Source organism: Alphaproteobacteria bacterium (assembly GCA_033344895.1).
In the GTDB taxonomy this organism is placed as follows: Bacteria; Pseudomonadota; Alphaproteobacteria; order UBA8366; family Aestuariispiraceae; genus Pacificispira.
Genome location: JAWPMN010000001.1, coordinates 2,687,264 through 2,705,460, shown reverse-complemented (window position 1 = coordinate 2,705,460; position 18,197 = coordinate 2,687,264). Strand labels below are relative to the sequence as shown.

Below are 18,197 nucleotides of genomic sequence, written 5' to 3'. Positions count from 1 at the left end.
TGTCAGGTCCCCCACGGCATTTCGAAGTAGAAGGTCGCCCCTTCACCAGGCTGAGATTCTGCCCAAATCCTTCCATTGTGCCGATGAAGGGCACGTTGGACGATAGCCAAGCCAATTCCCGTCCCCTCAAACTCTTCTTGCGTGTGAAGACGCTGAAATGGCGCGAAGAGCTTTTCCTCATAGGCCATATTGAAGCCGGCCCCATTGTCTCTGACGAAAAACCGCACCAGTTCCGGTTGGCTGGACGGGACTCGACCGAACTCAATGCATGCTGAATGCGCTTGACGGGTAAACTTCCAGGCGTTGCCAAGCAGATTTTGCAGTACGGCGCCAATCAAACGGGCGTCTGCCAAGGCGATACAGCCGGGCTCGATCCGAACGTCGACGCTTCGGGTAGGGTCGCCGTCTCGAAGTTCTTGAACGACTTTCTGGGCAATGTCCGAAAGGTCGACTGGCTGCGATACCATCTCCTGTCGTGTCAGGCGGGACAGTGCGAGCAAATCATCGATCAACCGCCCCATTCGCTTAGCTGCGGCGCAAATGCGGTCGAGGTACTGAGCGCCGTCTTCGTCGAGGACCGATTTGTAGTCTTCCTTCAGAATGTCACTGAAGCCACTTATCGCCCGAAGCGGTGCCCGCAGATCATGCGACACTGAATAGCAGAACGCTTCCAGTTCCTTGTTCGCGGCGGACAACTCACTGTTGATCCTCTTGAGTTCATTTTCCTGTTGTTTCCGGAGAGTGATGTCTCTGAAGACCACAACCGCACCCTCTGTATTCCCATCATCGTCAAATATTGGGGTGCTGACGTATTCGACAGAAAATGGCGTCCCGTTCTTGTGCCAGAATACTTCATTCGCCACAGCGTGAACCGAACTGTCTGTCAGGGTGGCATAGATTGGGCATTCTGTTTGAGGATAGGCTGTTCCGTTAGCATGGCTGTGGTGAATCAGAGCGTGCTGCTTGTGCCGTGACATCTCCTCTCTGGTCCAACCGGTCAGTTGTTCGGCCGCCTTGTTTGCGAATGTCGTAACGCCGTTCAAATTCAGGCCATAAATTCCCTCTCCAGCGGAATCGAGAATAAGTTCAAACTGTCGCTTCAGTTTTCGAAGCTCCGATTCGGATCTCGTACGTGCCTCGACCTCTTCAGAGAGGGTCTTGTTCAGCCGAACGGCGTCAGCTTCCTGCAATTGCGCACGGCGTAGCAGAAAGACTGTGCCGCCTGCCAGAAGTGACATCAGAAGAACGAGGCTGAGGATGGTTTCGGGCAGAGCACTTCGAAGCATCGTCGGCTCCGTACCGTCGCTCCAGATCTGTATCCTCCAATCCGTATCAAGAAGCATGAAAGATGCAGAAGCGTTCTGAATAGAATCTGGGAAGGTGGCGTTAGGGACAACCGAATCGCCATCGTCCTTGTAGGTTAGAATGGAAAAATCAAATCCCTGCCTTTTGACAGGGGCGCCGATTAGATCAAGTATTTCGGAAAAATCGTAAACAAATATTATGACCCTTTTAACACCACCCGAGAAACTTGAAGAATATCGAGATATAATCAGATACGGTTTCGAGATATGTTCGAGATCCACCAACCTTGCCGTTGTCGAATACTCTTGCTTTCTCTCCAGTTCATTAACGATTGGATTTAGATGATCGTTGTTGAGGTCCGACAAAACCCGAAGTTCAACGCCGTCGCCCCGAAACATGGCGCGCGGACCTGTAGGGGATGTCACAAGCGCATAGGTAAGGTCGCCCTGATCCTCAAAGTAGTCATTGGCGTCGCGCTCGAAGGCAACGTCTGAGTAGCCGGAACGCTCATATCGAGTAACCAGTCGCTCGAATGCCTTTACATAGCGGTCTACGGCAAGGAACAGTCCCTTCTGCATTCCATCTGCCGCAATCTCCAACTCTAGCTGTACAGCTCTGTCTTCCTTGTCGGAAAGTGCGTGCCAGGCCCCGAACGCAATTGCCATCAAGGCTACAGTAGCCGCCAGTGATGACCATGCGGGGAAAACGCCGCTTGCCCGGTGCCTCCGTCCCTGCTCCCAAGCACAAGCAAGGTATCCGGCGGCGAGCAGAAGAAAGCAAATGGCTGTCTGAATTGCCATCGACGTCAGTTCGGCCCATTTGAATGACGCCTCGAGCGACCCTGCATAGCCGATAAGAACAAAGATGCAGTATCCAAGCATCACACTTGCGATCGGTGTGGCGAATAGGCTGCGTATACGCGCCCTGGCCGGGGCTAGGGATACGAGGATAAAGGCCGAAAACAGTAGGAACAGGCCGGCAGTGTTCGGGGCCATGCGACCGGGATGGGATGTTTCTGTCGTAACAAAGGGAGTGGTAAAAAGCGTATCGAGGCCCAGGTTCCAGCCGGTTAGGTATTGCAGTCCGGTCGCAGCAGCAAACATGCCGGTAAAGGCGGCAAGTACCGCGGCATGGAGGGGATTGTTGAATGATAGGAGGATCAGCGATACGGCACTCAAAACAAAGCAGAGGGCCGTATTGAACTGCATCGGCACGAGGTTCGGTGATAACTGGACCAAGTATGGTTGTCGCAGCAACCAGCCGAGCATTACGACCATTGCCATGGAGGCAACAACCAGGCTCAACAAAATGGAGAGTGAGCGTGCGTGCCCTGCCGAACGGAACTTGTCCAGAATGACATCCTGGATCGACCTCGCATCGTCAACTTGGTCATATGGCATCGTTTTCCGCGCTCCCTCTTGGTACGGAAGCTGCCGAATGCGCATTCTTGCAGAGGTCAACGATGCATTAGCTGGATAGGCAGAGGAAGATGGTATTGCTACCACCTCAATGGGTGAATCTCCCCATTGAGGTGGGGGAAGCAACCGGTTCCTCCCCCAACAACAGGGAAAGTTCCTTCAGGACCAACGACAAAGGAAACTCTGTCAGATCGCCCAGTTTTTCCCGTGCCGCTTGCTTGTGCTTCTCTATGGTCCTTGGGCTTAGCCCGATATTGACACCGATTTCTTTGTTGGACGCTCCCAACAAGGCCTGTGAAATCACTTGAACCTGCCGTTGGGACAGGGACGCGACTCTTGCTCGCAGTTGCCGGGCGATCCGGTCCGCGTGACACTTTTCGACCGAAATCTGTGTTAATCGCTGCACGGTGTCGATCATAAGTTGATGGTGCACAGGCTTCTCAAGAAACTCCGCCACCCCTTTCTTCAGGCACCTGACCGCGACTTGGACATCGCCGAAACCGGTCACAACGACTATGGGAAGCGGCGCGTACCGATCGATCAGCGACAGACCGGACACCTCCGGCAAGCGAATGTCCAGAATGACGCAGCCAGGGCGGTCCTTGTCGATCAACTCAAACGACTCCGACGGTTTCGAACATGACTCCACGGTCAGCCCTGCTGATTCCATCAGTTCCGACAAAGCCCGGCGATGTTCGTCGTCATCTTCTATAATGTATACTATCGGCGCCAACGCATCATCGGACATGCCTGTGCCCCTCAACATCTCGATACTTCATGTTTTCAAGGGAATGCGTACGGTTACGGTCGTCCCGCCATTGGCGCGATGCTTGAACTGCAACGAGCCTCCCCATCCATCGACGATCATTCTGGCAATTGGCAATCCCATTCCCAGAGTATGCGATTTTCCACTAACAAACGGTTTACAAAGATTCTCCAGGTTGCTGAGGTCTATTCCGTCACCATTGTCGGAGATCGCAATTGATGCAAAGGCGTCGTTGGAAAAGCTTTCAATAGTAACAAGTGCCTCAACTTCATTGCTGCGGCTGCGCGAAGCATCACAGGCGTTTCCGATGAGTGCGATCAAGAGTTGCTCTACCTCACGGCGATCCACATTCTCCAACGCCGCCTCAGATTCTACGTTCAGGATGAGCTTTATGTTATCAAGTTCCCCGCTGGACTCGAGATATTGAAGGCTATCGACGACTATGTCGTTTAGCTTCACAGGCTCCACTGCATGCTCTTTGTTTATGGATTGACTAACAAAACTGTGGGCTAAAGAAGCCGCGAATTGGACCTGCTTTATTGAGCGGTCCAGGTTGGAAATTATCTTGTTTCTATCAAATCCCTCTTTCTCCATCAGCATACGACAGTGCCCGATCAATGTTCCTATCACCGCCAATGGCTGACTTAGTTGATGCGCAAACCCCATGGCGACAACCCGGGACAACGAAAACTGATGAAGTCGAAGCCTTTCATTTATCCGAAGCTTCTCTTGGCGGCGACTATCTTTGATGACCTGATCGGCGAGTATCGTTGATGTGATGTCTCTCCCAATGAACTGATATTCATCCAGATCTTCTCTGTCACTTGGAACCTGTACTACCTTCCAACTCACATGTCGGATCTTGCCATCTCTACGGCGAAGCCTACCGTTTCGCGGCGTTTCCGGGGGATGGAAGCCACGTGCGAAGGGGGGCTTCAAAGAGGGTGGCCAATCCTGCTCAGGAAATACCTCCATTAGTTGTTTGCCGTTCAGATCATCGCAATCACACCCCAGAAATCCGGCCAATGAACGATTGGCGAAGGTTATTCGGCTGCTTGCCTTGTCAATTCTGAAGATGAGGTCGGGGTGCATGTCGACTGTTTGGCGGTACCGTTCTCGGCTCCGATGCAGTTCCTCTGTCGCGTCCTGCAATCGAAGCCGCGCACCAATACGAACTGCGATTTCTTGAACAAGTACCTTTTCCAAGGGAAGCAACTGCCTCCCTTCATCGTTGGACCGATATCCGACCGCTATCCAACCGACCTTTTGACCATTGGCGACTATCGTCTCAACCGTTTCGTTTTCGACCGCGCATTCGTCATTCATTTCGGTAGTAAAGGTTTTGCCGCGGAGATGAATATGGACGATGGCGGTGTCGGGATAGCTCAGCCCATCACGGAGAATATGAGGTATGTGTGCCAGGGCGGCTTCAAGGGATTGAGGTGTGACCCATAGTTCCTTCGTGGTCTCGAACAGGCAATTGAGTTCCCTTCGAGCCTCGAAGAGTTCCATCGCACTCTTTCGAAAATCGGTAGTTTTTCGGGGCTTTTCAATTGGGGGAGTCAACTGGCTATTCCTACAAGTTTCTGAAGCCGCTCTGGAAATTCAGCCCAATTGAATTTCCCTAGGCCGCCGCAGTTGTAGAAAGGATATGCTGTCAGGTCTCCAACATCGGCATGTTCCCTATTCTGACATGTCAATTTTCTGATATTATGAATGAATGATTGGCACGATGGTAGAGATCGTTCAACAGATCGGCCTATTGACATTGTTTGTGGTAGGCTTTGTTTATGCGCGCCACTTTGCCTCCCCTTTGTCCAACCAATATCTCCGGGACGCTTTAATCGGTTTGCTGTTTGGCGGTCTGATCGCGATTGCAATGGTCGATCCGATTGTCACTGTTGGGGGCGCCGTATTTGACCCGCGAGGCGGCCCGGCAATTTTGTCTGCTGTATTTGGTGGGCCGATCGCAGCAATCGTAGCGGCCTCTGTCGGCGCAAGTATCCGATACTTTGCGATTGGCGGGCCATTGGCACTCGGCGGCGCAGTGAGTTTCGGGCTCTATGCCGGATTTGGCATTTTGGCCTTGAAGCTGATCGAGCGGCACAATATCGAGCTTTCTCCCTTTCGCTTCCTGATCCTGGGATTCTTGGGATCTATTTTTGTTTTGCCGGCATTCTTTGTGAGCGTGGACCCTGAAACAGCGGTTTCGATCATGATATCCGCCGGCCCAATTTTCTTACTTAACAATCTTGTGAGCACGCTGATCGTCGGGGTGTTCATCCTTAAGGGTTCGAGTCTGCTGTCCTTCAGTCAACGCCTCGAAAGCGAAGTTCGGGAGAACACCAAGCTCGCACGTATTGCTCATGAGACCACAAATGCTGTGATCATTACGGATCGAGACGGCTATGCTGAATGGGCCAACAAAGGGTTTGAGCGGATTTCAGGATACAGCATTGGTGAGTTGATCGGTAAGAAGCCCGGTCAGTTGCTGCAGGGGCCGGAATCCAACCCATCGACCATCCGATACATGTCGGAGCAGTTGGAAAAGGGCGAGGGGTTCATTGTCGACATTGTCAACTATACGAAGGGCGGCACCCCTTATTGGATGCAGATCAACTGTCAGCCGTACAAGGATGTCGACGGTTCGGATAAGTTTCTGGCAATCCAGGTGGACATCTCGAAGACGAAGGAGATTTCCGAGGCTCTGGCCAAGAAACAGATCGAGTTGCAGCTCGTCTTGAACAATCTCCCCGGAGCATTGGTTTACACGGACAGCGATTTGAGGATCGTCCTGTGCACGGAAAGAATGAAGCAGACCTACAATGTTCCGGGCCGGCTTCTGGCGCCCGGTGCATACTATCCGGACTTTCTTCGGCACCTGGCCTCCCGAGGGGACTATGGAGAAGGTGATGTAGACGCCCTTGTGCAGGCGCGGATCGACTCGATTCGGAATCCTTCCGATCAGATGTTCATGGATCGCCTGCCGGATGGAAAAATTTATGGAGTTCGGCGCACCAAGGCGCCATCGGGCGGAACAATTACCGTGGTAACCGACGTTACCGAGCAGGTGCGTCTCAATGAGCGCCTGGAACAGGCCATTGAACACGCCGATTTGGCAAACCGCACAAAATCAGAGTTCCTGGCATCGATGAGCCACGAGATCAGAACGCCCATGACCGGCATTCTTGGTTTCTCAGACATGCTGATCGAAAGCGACTTGCCTCAGGCCGACAAAGAGAAAGTCATCAAGATTAAGCAGTTGGCTGATTCCCTGCTGGTGATCATCAATGATATCCTCGACATCTCAAAACTGGAGGCCGGGAAGCTTCTTGTTGAGGAGATTGCCTTTGATCCGGCGAAACTGGCCAATGAGGTCGTACACGTCTTTTACCAATCCTGCCCGCCGGAAAAGAGATCCACACTCAACATAAATGCAAAACTGGGAGAGAACTTCCCGCGGGCCGTAAGTGCGGATCCGACGAGGCTCCGTCAGATCTTGGTGAACCTGATGGGGAACGCCGTAAAATTCACGGAGTCCGGATCAGTGACCCTTCACTGTGAGGCTCAAACGGACCCAATGCTTCTTCGATTCAGTGTCATCGATACAGGCGTCGGCATTCGACCCGATGAAGAGGACAAGCTGTTCGAGGACTTTGTTCAGGCCGATGCCTCAACAAGCCGGAAATATCATGGCACCGGATTGGGCTTGGCCATCTGCAAGCGCCTGGTCGAGTTGATGGGCGGAGAGATCGGCGTTGAGAGCCAGTTTGGACGCGGAAGTACGTTCTGGTTTACTTTGCCCTACAAGCCGGTGTCCGAAGAACTTGCCTCCAGTGCAGAACAAGAAAGCGATCAGGACGGGGAAGGGCCGCCGCGGGCGCTATCCGTATTGGTCGCAGAGGACAATGAGATCAACCAGACAATCGTGAACGCAGTTCTGTCGGGGATGGGGCATCGATGTACGTTTGCGAGTAACGGGCTCGACGCGGTCAAGGCGGCAGGCGGTGAGTTGTACGACCTCATCCTCATGGACATTCGAATGCCAGAACTGGATGGGACCGGCGCTGCGAAACAGATCCGGGAGCTACCGGCACCCTATGGTTCCGTGCCAATCATTGCGCTGACGGCGGACGTGATGGCAGACAATGTCCAAAGCTATCTCGCGGCGGGCATGAACGATTGTATCGCCAAGCCCATCAACAAAGACCAACTGGCAAAGGCCATCGAAAACGTCCTTCATGCAGGGCCAGAAACAAACGCTTCGTTGGGAAGTCAGGTACAATGATATGCGGTGGGTTCATTCGGATCCCAAAGGCATTGGCATTTCCGGATGACATCAAAAAGGTTGAAGTCCTCGCCGTTGGAAACGCGCTCGTGATTTACCCAGAAGGCGCCACGTGGAGAACCTTCTTCGAAGGTGACCGGGCGACCTTGGACTTCATGGCCACGTGCGACCAACCAGAGCAACAGGTTCGCGAAGGGTTCTGAAGGCGCGTGCAGCCACATACCGGAACCTTAGAATGTCCGTTAATGGCTAACCACAAAAGGCGCGCGCGTCCCGACCCTGTTCGCGCTCCCGAAATGACGTCTTGCGTCCCGGCGAATGAACCGGGGCGGCACCTATTGCATCGAGACCCACATCATGAGGAACATTCAGAAGCTGGTCGACAGGCTGCGGGCGCAGGAATCCTGTTCGAACGACGATTAGGCCCCGGGATCCCGCGCGACCGCGGACCGGCAGCGGTCATCCCGTCTTTGCGGGCAGGGTGAAGGTGAAACTGGATCCTTGGCCGGGCGCGCTCTCGATGCGGATCGTGCCGCCATTGGCCTCGATCAGTTCCCGGCACAGTGGCAGTCCCAGGCCCGTACCCGCCTCGCCCCCGGTCCCGGTCGTGGTCGCATTCTTGTCCATATCGAAGATCCGGTCGCAGACGCCCTGCTCCATGCCGATCCCGTCATCGCGGATCGTGACGCGGACCTGATCGTCGATTTTCTCCGATCGTATCGCGATGCGCCCGCCGGGATGGCTGAACTTGATCGCATTGTGGATCAAATTCCGGACCACCGTTTCGACCATGCCGCGATCCGCGAAGGCCCGGTCCTGGTCGATGGCCGTCTCGACGGTGATCTGCTTGCCTTCCAATGAACCCTGAAGGAGTCCGACGACGCGATCCGTGATGTCCCGCAGGCTGATCGAGACGGGCTGAACCTTCTGCCCCTTCATCTGAAGATGCGCCCATTCGAGCAGGTTCTCCAGCAGCTCATGCAGCCGATTGGCAGAGCGGTGGACCTCCCGGGCGCAACTGACGAGCCCGGCCTTGTCGAAGGTGTCTGCGGCGTCCGACATAATCTTTGTGCCGCCCAGAATGGCGGCAAACGGGCTTCGCAGGTCATGGGCGATAATCGAGAACAGCCGGTTCTTGATGGCGATTTCCTGCTTCAACTGACTGTTCAACCGGGCCTCACTGTCGGCCAGTTCGGCAAGTTCCTCGGTACGCTCGAGCACAAGCCGCTTGAGCCGGATCCTGGAATAGAGCTGATTGAGGCTGATCCCGATCAGCAGCAGCAGGATGGAAGCGATGGCGACCAACTGCCATCGGTACAGTTCGAACACGCTAGGCGTTTCGAAAAGAACGCGGGATGACGGATCAAGGGCGTCCATGTCGATGTCCCACCGGCGCAATTCCCGCCAATCGAACATGTATTCGTAGCTGCTTTCGGGTTCACCACCCACTGCCTTACCCGCCAGAACGGCGGCGGCCCGGTCCGCGATGATCTGACCGACGACCTCTCCCGAGATCAGGTATCCCCCGACAATGCCGCTGCCGACCAGCGTGCTCCAATTGCTGAAGATCGGCGCGTTCGCCGTGTCGGACAGTTGTTGGGTCGCATCGAAGACATTCAGCCGCCGGCCCTCCCCGTCCTGAAAGATCAGCAGGTGATAGAGCGCGCTTTCCGGCGGCAAGGCGGCGATCCGATTGAGCAGCGCTTCGAACGGCAGATCGGCGAGATATTCGACCCTGTCCTCGGGCCAGTCCATCTCCCGAAGCGCGGCGCGCACCCCTTCGAGGCGATCCGATCCGCCGGGCGAGCGCGTATCGACCGTAACGAAGATTCGCTTGGCCCGGGTGAGGCGCAGCATTTCTTCGATCGACGCCCGATAGTCGGCCAGAATGGGAACGGCGGACTTGCGCGTATCCGCCGCCGCCACAGTGGCCCCGGGGGCCACGAGCAACCGTTGCGCCGAATCCAGCAGGTCGGGATGCGCCTCAAGGAACCGCACCGCCGGAAGGCTTTCCGCGACGATCAGGTCGGGCGGGGTTTTCCGTATCGCTGCTCCAGGAAACGGGCGAAGGCCCCAGCCTGTTCTCCGCCCCGATGCTGGTTCGCCCCCAGAAACTCGAACCGAAGACGCATCGGCGTATCGGTTTCCTCAAGTCGCGCGAAAAGCCCGGTTTCGACCTCCTTCGCCCATTTCAGATGCGGATCCCAGGAACTGATGAACAGGACGGTTGCCGGTTGAGAGGGCTGATCGGCCCATGCGGATTGATTGCCGAAAATGCCGCCAATCCAGACCAGGGAAGCCAATGCCGTTATCGCAAACTTTGTGAGCAGAGCCTCGCCTCCGGCAAACAGACTTGGTTAACGCGCACTTACTCTTATCTTGAGTTCTCTTAAAATTGCGTAAAAGCGACATGCTCCCATCCGGACCCGGCTGGGGCAGAGCGCGGGCATCATGCAAGCGGCCGAGGCCGCATCCGGTTACGAGAACATCGCGCCCGTATAGGTGCGCGCCTCGATCGGCGTTTCCGTCACGACATCCCGAAGCGTGCTCAGGAATTCTCGCTCCGTCCTGCTCGGGCGCACCTTGTCGTTCGTAATCAGGTATACGTCGATCGGCATGACATCCTCATAGGGCGGCAACCGCCACAACAGCCCGTCGCGGACATCACGATGCGCGATCTGAACCGGGAAGGCGCCGATGCCAAGGCCCGACAGGACCATGCGGCGAACCTCCTCCAGATTGTTGGATATCCCGACAGGGGGATAGCGGAATTCCAGTTCCTTCTGCAGCAGCGTGATTGACCGCAGAGCGTCGGACACCATCGCCGACTGATACGTCACCATGCCCTGCCCCTTGAGGTCGGACACCTTGAGGCCCTTTCGCCCGTAGAATTCGTGATCGGGGCCACAATAGAACCCGCAATACTCCTTGAAGATATGAAAATAGTCGAACCGCGGGTCCCGGCTTGAGATCGGTGCGATTCCGAAGTGAATGAGCTTGTTGGACAAGGCCTCCAGGATTTCGGGAGTGTTCATGACCGTCGACGACACGCTGCTTCTGGGATTGTTGGCGTGGAACCGTGTCAGCGCTTCATTCAGCAGTCCGCTTGTCATGAAGCTTGCGATGGTCAATCGGACCGTTCCGGCCAGTGTTGCATCCGAATCCTGCAACAACGCCAGGACACGATCCACGGCACCGCAGATCTCGGACGCTTCTCGATGCAGGACACGCCCGGCTTCGGTGAGGCGGAACAGCCTGGGACCACGCTCGACCAGCCGAATGCCAACCTGATCCTCGAGGGTCTTCAGTGCGGCACTGACGGCCGGCTGACCTCTGCCAAGAATGTTCGCCGCGGTCGATATGCTCTGCGCCTCAGCGACGACCACAAATGTATAGAGCAGATTCCAGTTCACGTTCTTGGCGCTGACCACAAGACCCCTCAAGCATTTCCATGATTACGCGGCAACCATCGGAACCTTTGATAAAAACATGGCCGGTGTACAGAGATTTCTGGATCGCGAACAAGACCGTTGGAACAAGATGGGCGGGCGCCGTGTGCTGCCGGTGAGACCAATTGGCAGCGCGTACCGCGCGGGGATCGCAGTCGGCACCCACCCAGTTGGGGAGAACCTAGATCAATGGATCAGTTCTCCGATCCAACCTCGATTGCTTCCGCGATCCATGCCTCGAATTCATCACGATGCTGCTCGATCCAGATATCGGCGTGACGACTGATATCCTCTTCGCTCTTTTCACCATTCTTCATGAGGCCGTTCTGCCAGACGCGGTCCGAGAGCTTCATCTTGATGCGCTCGAAGAAGGCGACGGCGGCGGGGTTCTCCTTCGCCCACTCCTCACTGGCCGCGATGTAATATGTCGTCGGCAGCCATCCGATATCGCACGGATTGGCACAGCCCGGCGCGTCGGTCAGCGCCTGATACTGTTCCCACTGATCCTTCGGCAAGGTGGGGTTCTTGAGCTCCAGCCAAACCAGGTCCTCGCCGGGCAGCAGATCCATGGTTACCGGGTTCGGGAACCAGGTGTAGATGAAGATGGCATCGCCGCCCTTGAACCGCCCGACGGCATCCGCGGACAGGGTCGTGTAATTGCCCTGTACGACCTTGATGCTGTCCTTCAGACCCAGTTCCGTCATGTGGTGGTCGACAACGGCCGACGACCCGGTCCAGTCCGGATTCGGCCCGATCATATCGGCCCTGCCATCGCCATCCTGATCGAACAGCCTGGCAATGTTCGGATCCAGCAGGTCTTCCAGGTAGCGAATGTTGTGCGCATCGGCGGTCTTCTTGTCGACCGCATACCCCTGAATGGTACCCGGGCTCATGAGCGGGCCGATCCGCCGCACGGTTCCTTCGGTCTTTTCGTAGAGACCGGCATGGTTCGGCAGAATGGTGTCGGCCATGTAGTGAAGTTCGCCATGCGACATCGACGTGAAGATTGCCGGAACGCCGAGGGTCTTCGGCGCATCGACCTCATAGCCCAGCCGCACCATCGCCTTGTCGAGGATCGCCTGACCGAACCAGAATGAATCCCAGTTCGGCCGCGCCGGGCTCGCTTCCTTCCCGGACCCGGGCAGGTCCTCGGCCTGCGCGCTGAACCCGATCCCGGCGATGAACGCTGCCCCGACCAGGGTAACAATTCGTGCATTCAACCCAAACAAAGTCATCGGTACGCCTCCTCTGTTAGATTTCACTTGTTGGTCTTCACTTCCGGGGAAGTGCTGAAGACAACTGAGAAAACCCGGCGCACCAATGACTGATCAGTGCCCCCCCCGTGCAGTTGCCTTGCATGTTCACCCAGGCCCTGGGTGATCCGGTCCAATGTGATGGCCAGCAGGATGATGCCGATGCCCCCGACGCCGGCGAGGCCGACATCAAGGCGACCGATCCCCTGTAGAACGGTAAGGCCCAGCCCCTCGGCGCCGATCATGGAGATGATCACGCTCATGACCATGGACATCAGAAGCGTCTGGTTCAGGCCCGCCATGATTGACGGCAGGGCCAGCGGCAGGCGGATGTGAAACAGCGACTGCCACTCCGTTGCGCCGAAGGCCTCCCCGGCCTCCCGCGTTTCGACGGGAATCTGCCGCATCCCGAGATTGGTCAGCCGAATGATTGGCGGAATGGAGAAGAAGATCGTGGCGATCACACCCGGCACGGTGCCGATCCCGAACAGCATCACCACAGGCACCAGGTACACGAAGGACGGCGTCGTCTGCATGATGTCGAGGATCGGCCGTAGCCCCAGCCAAAGCCTGTTGTGGCGCCCTACCAGAATCCCGATCGGAATGCCCGCAACGATGCAGAAGGTCACGGAGGTCATCAGGATCGACAGCGTTTCCATCGCCTGATCCCAGATGCCCATCAGGGCAATCGCCAGGAACGATGCCGCCGCGAAGACGCCTGTACGAAATCCTGCAGCGCGCCAGCCGATCACGAAAAAGGCGATCACCACAGCCCAGAACGGCAGGACCAGAAGGAAGTCCTGAATGTTGTCCAGGACGAAGGAAATTGGCCACCGGAACGCCTGGAAAACCGGACGCCATTCATCGACAAGCCACCCGACGAACAGGTTGATGACGTCGTCGACCGGCAGTTCATAGTCTTCGGGAAGTCTATCCATTTCCGTTCAATGCTCCTCAAACGGCACGCTGATGGGAATGGGCCGAAGTCGACAGCCGGCTCAACACGTCGCCCGCATCGAAGGTCCCGACGATCCGCCTTTTCGCATCGACGACAGCCACGGGCAGACCGTCGCCCATGACGGAATAGACATCGATCAACGGCATGGTTTCCGGAACCACCCGGACGCTGGCCCCGTTGCAGAAATCCCGCGCCCGGGCACCGCTGGAACGCGCCAAGGAGTCCAGATCGGCACGGCAGATATAGCCCTGCGGCGCGCCGATCTCGTCCGCCACGATCAGGCAGGATTTTCCAGCGGCGCGCATGGCGGCCAGGACGTCGTCCGGACTGGCATCGGGGTCAACGGCCGCCCCGCCGAAACGGGCCATTGTTCGCGCGGAAATCACACGCGCGGGGTCCAGTTCCTTTGCAAAGTCCCGGACATAGCCATCCGCCGGAGAGAGCACGATCTCTTCCGGCGAGGCGACCTGAACGCAACGGCCGTCGCGCATGATGGCGACCTTGTCGCTCAACTTCACGGCCTCATAGAAGTCGTGCGTGATGAAGATGATTGTCTTCTTGATCGCCTTTTGGATTCGGATCAGTTCGGCCTGAAGGTCGGTTCGGATCAGGGGATCCAGGGCGCTGAAAGGTTCGTCCATCAGCATGATGTCGGCATCGCTGGCCAGGGCCCTGGCCAATCCGACCCGCTGTTTCATGCCGCCGCTCAGGCTATCCGGAAAGCGGTCCGCCCAGGGCGTGAGACCGACCTGTTCGATTGCACTTTCCGCCCTGCGGCGGCGTTCGACCGCCGGTTCGTCACGGATCAGCAGACCGAATTCCACATTCTGACGGACCGATTTGTGCGGCAGAAGTGCGAAGTTCTGAAACACCATGGACAGCTTGTGACGCCGGATATCCCGCAGGCGCGCAGGCGAGGCACCACAGATATCCTCGCCGTCCAGCAGGACGGTACCGGATGTCGGCTCCACGAGACGGTTCAGACACCGGACCAGGGTGGATTTCCCCGACCCGGACAGGCCCATGATGGTGAAGATTTCGCCTTCATTCACGTCGAACGAGACGTCGGACACCGCCAGCATCTGGCCGGTACGCTCGAATATCTCCTTTGGATGCAGCCCCTCCCGGGCCATGCCGAAGACAATATCCGGCTTATCCCCAAACACCTTCGACAGGTTCGCGATCTTGAGTTTCGCCGACACTAGATTCCACCCTTCTTGTCTTTGCTGGATGGAATGAAACCAAGCGACCGTCGCGGTCCGCCGAGCATCGCCCCCCAGTCAGAGCCGACAGAAAGGCTTTCAGGCCCGTTTGTATCCCTCTCGCGCATGACTTCCCCCGCCATTCATTCATGCCTCGGCGCCGAGCCACAATTGGCCTGCCGGGACACTCATTGAACTGACGGAACCAAATACTCATCGATAAATCCAATCGATAGTTTTTATATTTGAATTGTTTTTGTTGATGATTGATGTGCGCCTAAATTCATCAAAAACAGTGATGATAAAATCAATACTATCAATTTGCATGATCCAAATGACCGACGTTTAGTGCCGTGACGGTCAGGTTCCCTGGCACGGAAAAACGACACAACTACTGCACGGAAATCTTCAGCAATGCCTCAAGAAATCGATTGTCCTTCCTGGGAAGCCGGAGACGGAGACCCGCTTGTCCTGGTGCATGGAATTGGCGCCTCCCACAATGCCTGGGACGGCGTGGTGAACAATCTTCAGGCGCGGTTTCGGTGCATCAGCTATGACCTTCGTGGCCACGGCACCGCGCCGGTGCCGTCGGTGCCCTTCACGCTGGACGATCTTGTCGACGATCTCGAGCGGCTTCGTGCGCGGCTCGACCTTCCAAGAATGCATATCGCCGGGCATTCGCTGGGCGGTATGATCGGTCCGGCCTATGCACGAAAATATCCCGAAAGGGTCGCGACCCTGTCGCTGCTGTCCACGGCCGCCGGCCGTACCTCGGAGGACAGCGCGAAAGTCATCGGCGTCGTCGAACGCATGGAACGCGACGGCATCGGCAATGTTCTCGAGACCCTTGTCGACCGCTGGTACACCGATGCCTTCGCCGAAGCGAACCCGAATGTCGTCCGCGCCCGGCTCGATCAGGTCATGTCGACGAATCCGGAGGTCTTCCTGAACGTTTTCCGCATTTACGCGGAGACCGAGATGGCGCCATGGCTCAAGGAAGTGAACACCCCTTCCCTGGTGCTCACGGGTGAGCTGGATGGCGGCTGCAACCCGCGCCTCAACACATTCATCGACAGTCAGCTTCCGAATTCGGAGCTCGTCATACTGAACGGCCTCAAGCACGCGATCCTGGCCGAGGCGCCGGGTCGCGTCGCGGCTGAAGTGGGCCGCTTCATCTCCGCCCAGACCCCGGATGTCTGATGAATTCACACCGACACGACAGCAATCCATGAAGGAAGACCGCGGATGACCAGCATGACCTCCACTCCACAAAGGACCGCCGAAATTGCAGGCGCAGGCCTGGCCGGCCTCGCCGCCGCAACCGCGCTGGCCAAGCGCGGCTGGAGGGTCCGTGTGCATGAAAAGGGCAAGGAACTTCGAGAAATCGGTGCAGGTATTTATCTCTGGCAGAATGCGCTGCATGCGCTGCGCGGCCTTGGGGTGTACGACAAAGTCGAGGAAAGCGGCGTACGCTCGACCGTTCCCCGGCTACTGCAGGACCACAAAGGTCGCGAGATCAACCTGCGGCGAAACGGTTACGGCGACCCTGAACTGATCGTCATTCTGCGGACCGAACTTCATCGCATCCTCGCCGAGGAAGCCGCAGCTTCCGGCGTCGATATCGTAACGAACTCCCGTGTGATGGGTGCCGACCCGGAAGGCCGGCTCGAATTTGAGAGCGGGATGGGTCCCAAGGTCGATCTGGTCGTGGGGGCGGACGGTGTCTTCTCCAAGGTCCGGGACTCCACGAAGCTGGCGCGGCGCATTGTCGGTCTGCGCGACGGCTGCGGCAGACATCTGATCCCGCGGAAGGATGGCGATGGCCTGAACTCCCGTCGCATTGAAATGTGGAATGGCGGGCGGCGCATCGGAATGGCACCGGCCAACAAGGACTATCACTACGTATTCCTGTGCTGCCCGGAGGAGGATGTCGCCGGCCGGATTCAACAACCGTTCAATCTGGAGGCCTGGGTCCAAAGCCACCCGATGTACGAGGAATACCTGCGCCGACTTCCGCGGCATCCCGAAGAGCACTGGCGGCCGTTCTTCAACGTGCATTGCTCACATTGGTCAAAGGGTCGCGTTTGCATCGTCGGGGACGCGGCCCATGGAATGGCCCCCAATCTCGGCCAGGGTGCCTGCGTCGCCATCGTCAATGCCACGGTACTGGCGAAAACGGTCTCCGAAACCAACGATATCCTGGACGGCCTGCAGCGCTGGGAGCGGGCGGAGCGCCCCTATATCGATCAGACGCAGCGCATGTCCTACCTTTACGGCTTTGTCGGAACCCGCTGGCCCAGCAAGCTGCTGGGACTTCGAAGCCGCATCCTGCCGATCATTTCGCGCACGGACACATTCCAGCGAAACCTGAGATGCGCGGTCGACCATCTGCCCTCGATCTAGGGTGACGTTCCAAGCACCGTCCTTTACCCAAAACTTGATGAGAGAATCGTACCATGCCGATTATTCGCGTCGAAATGTTCGAGGGTCGCAGCGAGGACAGCAAGGCCGCCCTCGTTGAAGCCCTGACCGAATCCTTTGTCAGCACATGCGGCGGATCCCCTGAATCCGTGCACATCGTCATCAATGACATATCGAAACAGAACTGGGGCGTCGCCGGCACGCTGATAAGTCGAAAAGCCAAATGACACCGGCAAGCAGAGAACGCGGGGTAGAGACGCCCGGCTGCGTCATGTCCTGTTTCGAGCAGGGAAACGGGCCGCCGATCGTGTTCGTGCACGGCAACGCCTCAACCCACGCGACATGGCAGCCGACCGTCGAAAGCCTCCGAACGCACTATCGCTGCATCACATATGATCTTCGGTGCCACGGGACATCGGAATGCACTTCGGGTTCATTCTCCATGGCCCGCCTCGTCGATGATCTGGAGAACGTTCGGAAACGCTTCGACCTGGAGCAGTTCCGCCTGGTCGGACACTCACTGGGCGCCATGATCGCCGCCAGCTACGCGCTTGAAAATGCCGATCGATTGAAAGGATTGTGCCTGCTGGCTATGCCCGCCGGACGGACACAGCGGGATCGCGCCGCCGGAAAGGCACTCATAGACGAGGTCAATTCGAAAGGGGTTCGCGGGGCAATGGGCGGTCTGGTCGCCCGCTGGTACACCGACGCATTTGTCGCGACCCACCCCGGCCTCCTCGAGAAGCGTCTCGATCAGTTCGCAGATATCGACCGCGCCGTCTTTCTCGAAGCCTACAAGCTCTACCTCGACACGGAACTCGGCCCCCGCCTTGGAGACATTGCGGTGCCGACCCTGGTCCTGACCGGTCAATATGCCTCAGGCTGCAACACGGACACGGCACGCTATCTGGGGCGACAAATTCCCGGATCGGAGGTCCATATCTTTCCGGAGATGAAGAACGGCATCCTTACCGAGATCCCAACCCGGGTCGCCGCAAAGATTCACGCCTTCTTTTCCGCCCGAACGTCGTAGCGGAGTTTACCCGTCACGCTGGGGGGGCACCGTTCATCTGGCCTGGAGCGGTTCTGTTTGCGTGATTGATATCCTCACGCATACGGCCAACGGGTGATGGCCGG

The 18,197-nt window shown here is 57.1% G+C and carries 15 protein-coding genes; 6 read left to right on the top strand and 9 right to left on the bottom strand.

All coding sequences use genetic code 11. The features are described from left to right. Positions 1 to 2 precede the first annotated feature (2 nt). The 3 genes from R8L07_13175 to R8L07_13165 form a co-directional block, all read right to left on the bottom strand. Positions 3 to 2,705, bottom strand: a complete 2,703-nt coding sequence (locus tag R8L07_13175; protein ID MDW3206481.1) for an ATP-binding protein — start codon at positions 2,703 to 2,705, stop codon at positions 3 to 5. 106 nt (positions 2,706 to 2,811) lie between these two features. Beyond that, positions 2,812 to 3,471, bottom strand: a complete 660-nt coding sequence (locus tag R8L07_13170) for a response regulator (protein ID MDW3206480.1) — start codon at positions 3,469 to 3,471, stop codon at positions 2,812 to 2,814. 27 nt (positions 3,472 to 3,498) lie between these two features. Then, on the bottom strand, positions 3,499 to 5,001 hold the full coding sequence (locus R8L07_13165) for a PAS domain-containing sensor histidine kinase (GenBank protein MDW3206479.1): 1,503 nt from the start codon (positions 4,999 to 5,001) through the stop codon (positions 3,499 to 3,501). A 208-nt stretch (positions 5,002 to 5,209) separates the two neighbouring features. Here R8L07_13165 and R8L07_13160 point away from each other — a divergent pair, with 208 nt between their 5' ends. Both R8L07_13160 and vapB read left to right on the top strand, forming a co-directional pair. Continuing rightward, a complete protein-coding gene (locus R8L07_13160) occupies positions 5,210 to 7,777 on the top strand; it encodes an ATP-binding protein (protein MDW3206478.1) in 2,568 nt (855 codons plus the stop codon). Beyond that, on the top strand, positions 7,774 to 7,980 hold the full coding sequence (gene vapB, locus R8L07_13155; protein ID MDW3206477.1) for a type II toxin-antitoxin system VapB family antitoxin: 207 nt from the start codon (positions 7,774 to 7,776) through the stop codon (positions 7,978 to 7,980). Before R8L07_13160 ends, vapB begins: the two co-directional genes overlap by 4 nt. Positions 7,981 to 8,236: 256 nt before the next feature. On the opposite strand, the gene R8L07_13150 is transcribed toward vapB, so the two are convergent. From R8L07_13150 to R8L07_13125, 6 genes are all read right to left on the bottom strand, one after another. Further along, a complete protein-coding gene (locus R8L07_13150; GenBank protein MDW3206476.1) occupies positions 8,237 to 9,775 on the bottom strand; it encodes a HAMP domain-containing sensor histidine kinase in 1,539 nt (512 codons plus the stop codon). A 23-nt stretch (positions 9,776 to 9,798) separates the two neighbouring features. Continuing rightward, positions 9,799 to 10,080, bottom strand: a complete 282-nt coding sequence (locus tag R8L07_13145) for a hypothetical protein (GenBank protein MDW3206475.1) — start codon at positions 10,078 to 10,080, stop codon at positions 9,799 to 9,801. A 174-nt stretch (positions 10,081 to 10,254) separates the two neighbouring features. After that, complete coding sequence (locus R8L07_13140) at positions 10,255 to 11,208, bottom strand: LysR family transcriptional regulator (GenBank protein ID MDW3206474.1); 954 nt, start codon at positions 11,206 to 11,208, stop codon at positions 10,255 to 10,257. Positions 11,209 to 11,420: 212 nt separating this feature from the next. Next, complete coding sequence (gene proX / locus R8L07_13135) at positions 11,421 to 12,461, bottom strand: glycine betaine/L-proline ABC transporter substrate-binding protein ProX (GenBank protein MDW3206473.1); 1,041 nt, start codon at positions 12,459 to 12,461, stop codon at positions 11,421 to 11,423. Positions 12,462 to 12,484: 23 nt separating this feature from the next. Then, positions 12,485 to 13,417 (bottom strand): proline/glycine betaine ABC transporter permease, encoded by a 933-nt coding sequence (locus tag R8L07_13130; GenBank protein MDW3206472.1) that lies wholly within the window; start codon positions 13,415 to 13,417, stop codon positions 12,485 to 12,487. Between the two features lie 16 nt (positions 13,418 to 13,433). Then, entirely contained in the window at positions 13,434 to 14,639 is a 1,206-nt protein-coding gene (locus R8L07_13125) for a glycine betaine/L-proline ABC transporter ATP-binding protein (protein MDW3206471.1), read from the bottom strand. Between the two features lie 414 nt (positions 14,640 to 15,053). On the opposite strand from R8L07_13125, the gene R8L07_13120 reads away from it, so the two are divergent. From R8L07_13120 to R8L07_13105, 4 genes are read left to right on the top strand one after another with little or no spacing between them, the layout of a single operon-like run. Next, a complete protein-coding gene (locus R8L07_13120) occupies positions 15,054 to 15,839 on the top strand; it encodes an alpha/beta hydrolase (GenBank protein ID MDW3206470.1) in 786 nt (261 codons plus the stop codon). A gap of 45 nt (positions 15,840 to 15,884) precedes the next feature. Beyond that, positions 15,885 to 17,042 carry an NAD(P)/FAD-dependent oxidoreductase gene (locus R8L07_13115; GenBank protein MDW3206469.1) on the top strand — a complete coding sequence of 386 codons (1,158 nt, stop codon included), beginning with the start codon at positions 15,885 to 15,887 and terminating at the stop codon, positions 17,040 to 17,042. A 53-nt stretch (positions 17,043 to 17,095) separates the two neighbouring features. Then, positions 17,096 to 17,287: a 2-hydroxymuconate tautomerase gene (locus R8L07_13110; protein ID MDW3206468.1), complete on the top strand. Its 192-nt coding sequence runs from the start codon at positions 17,096 to 17,098 to the stop codon at positions 17,285 to 17,287. After that, positions 17,284 to 18,093 carry an alpha/beta hydrolase gene (locus R8L07_13105; protein ID MDW3206467.1) on the top strand — a complete coding sequence of 270 codons (810 nt, stop codon included), beginning with the start codon at positions 17,284 to 17,286 and terminating at the stop codon, positions 18,091 to 18,093. Before R8L07_13110 ends, R8L07_13105 begins: the two co-directional genes overlap by 4 nt. The last annotated feature ends 104 nt before the right edge of the window (positions 18,094 to 18,197 follow it).